A 5,524-nucleotide genomic window follows, 5' to 3' on the forward strand; every position below is an offset into this window, starting at 1 on the left:
TATATATGTCAACCTATACGCCTTATAGCCTGCTATAGTCTTCCTCCTAACTAACCCAAGCTCATGGAGCTTGCCAAGTACTAGGATTACCTCTCCTTCATGCAGGCCACTGATCCTCTCTATGGTCTCTAGGGCAACATATTCCATTCCCCTCGAAATCCCTTTTTCGATGGCCGCGAGAACCTTGAAGTCCTTGTCTGTGAGCGACTTATATATTTCACCGGGGAGCAAGATTAACCACTTCCATGGATTAATTTAAGTATATTAATAAACTTATCAAGGTGTTGCCGGCTCACATGCGGCATTACGACCACTCGTAAAGCATGTAGAGATGGTGACTTGTACACGTATACACCTTTCTCAGCTAAAACCTTGAACAGCTCAATATAGCTGTATCTCAGGGACCTAAACACATTTATGGGTAGGATCGGCTTGAATACTACCAGCTCAGGGATATTTTTCAAGCCATTATACAGGTAATAAGAGTTCTCCATCATTTTAACTGCGTTCTCCTCATAACCCTTGATACCCATTGCCATGAAGACGGCTGCTGAAGCAACAACAGCTCCACCAGGCCTCGTGCCAAGGAGCCCGCATGATTTACCAAGCGGCATATACTCCATATCAAAGCAGGCCTGCTCAAGGAAACCACGATTGGAGAAGAAGAGAAGACCCGAGGGTATCGGCGCACATCCATTCTTATGCATGTCGACGCTTAGGCTTGATACTCCTGGGAACATCCGTAAATCCACGGTAATATACCCCCTCCTATATAGGAATGGTATTAGGAGGCCACCATAAGCAGCGTCGACGTGTAGGTAGACACCATATTTTTCAGCTAACTCCCCGGCTTCTTTAACCGGGTCAATGACACCTGCCTCCGTAGTGCCAGCTGTTACGACTACCGCGAAAGGCTTATATAATCTGATATACTCCTCCAAGATTGCTGGGTCAACCGGTTTCAATGGATCAACTGGTATCTTTACCAGTTTACAACCCATTAAAAGGCATGCCTTATCTATGGATCTATGGATGCTTGACGGCACAACCACTGTATTCTCCTTGCCCTTGTTCACTCTTCTACCAACATATAGCGCCATGATATTTGATTCTGTGCCACCCGAGGTATACATACCGTGCTCAACATCAAATAACCCTCCGATTCCTTTAACAATGATCTCTTCAGCTTCTTTAACAATAGGGAAGACCATGGGATCATTACCATTTATATGAATAAATCTGAGAAAAGCCTCAACACCTAATTCATGCGGCATAGTCGTCATTGAACCAAGTATCGAGCCATCCAAGTGGTTGGGGGTCTTAGAAAAAGCTTTCTCCAACCATTCTCTAGCCTTATTAATATCACCAATATACATTTATTACTCATCATCCCCAGTTCATTTACTTCATGAAGAGTCTCTCATATTGTTTTAGATACTCGGTACTTATGGATACATCTATGAAGAGCTTTCTAGCTCTCTCCACATCTTCGACCTCTATCCTGCTTGATCCCCTTTCCTCCGCAATTATTCTAGCTGGCTCAAGTAGTTGCACAGCGTATCTTAGACTTGTCTTACCACCTATTTCGACAAGTTTCTCTAGAGCCTCATTAGATAAAGCTATCTCTTCCTCGCTGGCACGTATCTTGATGATCTCCCTGATCTCATCAGGTGTATAAGGCCGTGTAGGTATTATTAGTAATCTATCCAGTAAGTCCAATGGCATGCCATGAGGCGACTCTATGTCCGTACCCCGTATCCTTGCAATGCCTCTATTGGTTGCCAGGATAAGTATCGGGGCGAACTCGCTCTCCATAGCTCTTGTCAGGAAGCTGAATGATTCTATATCTAGCATATGTGCGTCATCTATGAAGAGTACACCGGGGAGTAATTCAGCTTTTTTCTCATCGATCCACTTCTTCACTGTTTCATCTACTTGACGCCTTACTTCTGAAGGTATCTCTCTTTCAAAGGTTAACCCGAAGAAGCTGATCACGCTTCTCTGTGCAGCGTATATCATGTCAAGATCATACAGGGTTAACACGTTTACTATTTCCTTTTCCTTCCTCACAGGCCCCTTGGGTATTTCAACGATCCTCTTAGTCTCAACATCATATGTTCTAGCACCCTCCACCTCCCTGGTGCGTCCAACCCTGTGGACCCTACCTGTTTCAGCATCAATCCATATCACGTCGCCTTTACGTATACCCATCTCGAGGAGCTGCTGGGTTACTTCCTCAGGCACTGTCAAAGTCAACTCTTCATCCTTCGTGGCTAGAACCACCCTTGCCTCTACTGGGACTGTTAGATAGGGCACCATGGGGTGTCTCGCTCTACGTATCTTCAACTCCTTTACAACGCCTTCATAGACTTTTCTAACCTCCCTGAGCTTTATTCCAAGCGACTTCCTTAAGGCCTCCATGAGTACTTCGGTCTTTTTCTTTTCCGTACTATATATCTCGCTACCACTCATTATGACAAATGGTGTTTCCTCACCGAGCTCCCTGGCTATTGCCACAGCTATGGCTGTCTTACCTGTGCCGGGTGGCCCCACCAACAGTATCCCTCTTCCAGCTATTCTCCCCTCCCTAATCATCTTGACAACTATGCCGGCAGCCTCCCTAGCCTCCGTCTGCCCTACTAAACCATCACCGATTATTTTAGCCCTACCTTTTTCATCCAAACCTAACCCGGTGATATGGCTGTGCGCACTTATCCTCCTACGAACAGGTGCTTCAACACGTATTCCACTCATCCCATACCACCTTGGCTGATCATCTAACTTAATCTGGTTAAACCTCTACGGGGCAGTATGGATTATCATAGTATAAATAATTATGTAAGAGGGATTTTTAACCAGCTTCCTTGGTATCATCTCTTCTCTACATATACTATCAATGGATTAACTCCTCGATACCACCGGCTACGGTGGATACGAGAGCCCGTTACACTACTTTACAACTGAAAGCCTTCAGGATGAGGAGGTCAGATAACCAAGTAGAACTAGGATATGATTATCTTAGATGAACTAGGGTAGCGGTGGCTCAGCGCCGCTGAAGTCTTCATAGACCCCAGCCCCTAAGGCCTCGTTTTTCTTCCTCATCATCACTTATAGAATAATGATCCAAGGTACGGTTATTATATTCCACGATAAAAAATAAAATCAGAGCTGAACTAGTATGCCTCGGTATGCTGTTCCTGCTTTCATATAGGTTTACTATCGAATTCTTTTATTGAAGAATGTAATCGCATGCATAAACCTATTCATAAAGTACTCAAGATGCGCGGGCTCCTTTATTGCTACTGGTTCTCTTGGAGCATCACTACATGTCTTACTGGACGCTCCATTATATAGCGATATAAAACCATTTATCCATTAATGGTAAACCCTTTATACAATCCTTTGTTTGCCTTGCTTGCCTCACATATATACTACATGTTCTTTAATGTTGATTATTGGACTAATATATTACATTGGGCTAGCTACGAAAACCGTGTTTACAAGGTGAAAAAGCAGTATCTATCATACTTTCTTTATGATAATAATGCCGACTAGCCATATTAAGAAGCTGGACCTTCATTCGTAGTTGACTTATATCCTGACCGGTGGATTAAGCTATTTAATCCCCTACTATATTTTGATCCCAAATAGTAAACACGTCTAAGTGAGCCAGAGTGAACCCGGTCTTTGAAACAGTTTCAAAGGAGATAAGTATTCTTGTAAATAGACTCAGAGATCTCAAGGTGCCTGAATACCGTATTTCAAGGATTGAGGAGATGATTAAAGCACTTAACTCCACTAGGACCCCGCAGATAGTTGCAAGAGATCTTTTTAACACGTATGCCGGCTTCATATCACTAGTGAAAGAGCTTGAATCCGGGTTGGATAAAGGGGTTGATGAATTAGAAATATATGTTTTCCTGGATAAAATCGAGGAAAAGCTGGCTGAGTTCATTAATATCACTAGAAAATCCTATGTCAGGGAGAAGATACAGCTTTCACTCCCATTATTAATGACCACGATTTCATTTGCCTTATTCATTTTGATAGACCCAGTTATCCCGGATATTATATCCCTAGGCTTCTCCATCTTGGGCATGTCCATCTTCTATTTCAATTCGACACTAGGCTTGTTAAGTGTTGTAGCTAATATAGTTTTAAACATTATGTTATCCCTCTACCTCAACGAGTTAAGGCTTGACATATTATTCCTAGAGGTAATAATCGCTTTTTCGGCAGTGCTCCACATATACATTATTAGGGAGTCCTCGAGTGTAGGATACATAGACCAGGTAGTTAAATCCCTTAAGGCCGTTGACACGCTTGTGGCATCCTATATTAAACCCATGGATGTCAGCGCCGTGGCAAGCCTATTAAGCACTATTCAGTCACATTATAGCACTGATAAAATAGCTGAATTATTCAGGTATAAGGCCGTCGTTATGCTAATGAATGGCTATAGTATTGAAGAGGTTGAGAAAAGCTTGTTCAGAGCCAGTCCTGAGAAACAAATAACCTGACTACTCAGTTAATGGTCCTTTGGAAACAAATCAGCTTTATATTGCTTTTTAACTAGTTAAAACATATTTGAGGCGATAATCGTTTATGGTGGTTTGAGGCATGCCAAAGGAGAAGGATACTGGTCAACAATCAACTAGTGCTGAGAAAGGTAAGGAGATAAAAATAGTAACAAAACATGTGGTGACGCCAAGCGATCTTGAGAAGGATCCTAGGGCGGTTAAACTACTCTATATAATATCGCTAAGTAATGGAATAAGTGAGAAAGCCTTAATGAGCCTCCTATACTTAATGAAGCAGAATGGATATGATCTAGGCTACTCCTTTACCCTTTTAACTCAGTCACCAACCAGTAGAGACGTCTTGAACGAGTTGACGATGTTAAAGTATCTGGGTTTCGTGGAAGTAGGGGCGAATAAGAAGCTGATCATATCTAGTGCAGGCAAGGAGTTCCTGGAGGCGCATTTAAATATAGTGGGCGGTGACGCTGAAACCATTAAGAAGTTATTCAGTGATTTAAAGCCTAAGATACAACCCCTCGATGTCGAGGTAGATGTAAAAACCAAGAGAAGACTGTAACACAATTATATGGTTGGAGAAACGCCTCTCCTAGTTTCTTTTTCCTCTTTCTCGAATGCAAATAATGGATTCAGCGCGTTTTCCTCAGCTAGTTTTCTTAGATGCTCACTGAACTTGCTGGTGTGCTCGATATCTAGCTCTATTAACTCGTAGAGTATAATCCTTAGCTTAGACCATAGTTCAACCAGCATCTCCCTAGGCATATGGCTGGTTATCATGGGATCTTTTAACCACTGGTCGAATGCCTCAATAGTCTTCCCCATATGTTGGAAAGCTAGCCTGGAAAGAGTGATCAACGCCAGTCTATCCAGCTCCTTATAATTCTGCTCAGCCTTCTCAAACATCTCTTTTACCATGTTCTGCCTTTTCACCCATGACTCTAAGTTGCTGAAAAACCCATCCATTCCAATTCACCCTTAACATTTTC

The 5,524-nt window shown here is 42.6% G+C and carries 5 protein-coding genes and 1 pseudogene; 2 read left to right on the forward strand and 4 right to left on the reverse strand.

Features of this window, described 5'->3' with window-relative positions; translation table 11 throughout:
• The 3 genes and pseudogenes from ACP5N5_RS05275 to ACP5N5_RS05285 form a co-directional block, all read right to left on the reverse strand.
• A pseudogene (locus ACP5N5_RS05275) lies at positions 1–231 on the reverse strand (RIO1 family regulatory kinase/ATPase); the annotation flags it as partial.
• 2 nt (positions 232–233) lie between these two features.
• The gene (locus ACP5N5_RS05280) at positions 234–1,376 is read right to left on the reverse strand and encodes an aminotransferase class V-fold PLP-dependent enzyme (protein ID WP_012607692.1); all 1,143 of its coding nucleotides are present in this window, start codon (positions 1,374–1,376) and stop codon (positions 234–236) included.
• 25 nt (positions 1,377–1,401) lie between these two features.
• Positions 1,402–2,754 carry a RuvB-like helicase gene (locus ACP5N5_RS05285; RefSeq protein WP_276813908.1) on the reverse strand — a complete coding sequence of 451 codons (1,353 nt, stop codon included), beginning with the start codon at positions 2,752–2,754 and terminating at the stop codon, positions 1,402–1,404.
• 920 nt (positions 2,755–3,674) lie between these two features.
• On the opposite strand from ACP5N5_RS05285, the gene ACP5N5_RS05290 reads away from it, so the two are divergent.
• Positions 3,675–4,520, forward strand: a complete 846-nt coding sequence (locus ACP5N5_RS05290) for a hypothetical protein (protein WP_042666921.1) — start codon at positions 3,675–3,677, stop codon at positions 4,518–4,520.
• 100 nt (positions 4,521–4,620) lie between these two features.
• Complete coding sequence (locus ACP5N5_RS05295) at positions 4,621–5,097, forward strand: hypothetical protein (protein WP_428133599.1); 477 nt, start codon at positions 4,621–4,623, stop codon at positions 5,095–5,097.
• A 5-nt stretch (positions 5,098–5,102) separates the two neighbouring features.
• On the opposite strand, the gene ACP5N5_RS05300 is transcribed toward ACP5N5_RS05295, so the two are convergent.
• Positions 5,103–5,501, reverse strand: a complete 399-nt coding sequence (locus tag ACP5N5_RS05300) for a DUF2153 domain-containing protein (RefSeq protein WP_048058718.1) — start codon at positions 5,499–5,501, stop codon at positions 5,103–5,105.
• Positions 5,502–5,524: the final 23 nt, after the last annotated feature.

Origin of the sequence: Desulfurococcus sp. (assembly GCF_049970475.1) — an archaeon.
In the GTDB taxonomy this organism is placed as follows: Archaea; Thermoproteota; Thermoprotei_A; order Sulfolobales; family Desulfurococcaceae; genus Desulfurococcus; species Desulfurococcus amylolyticus.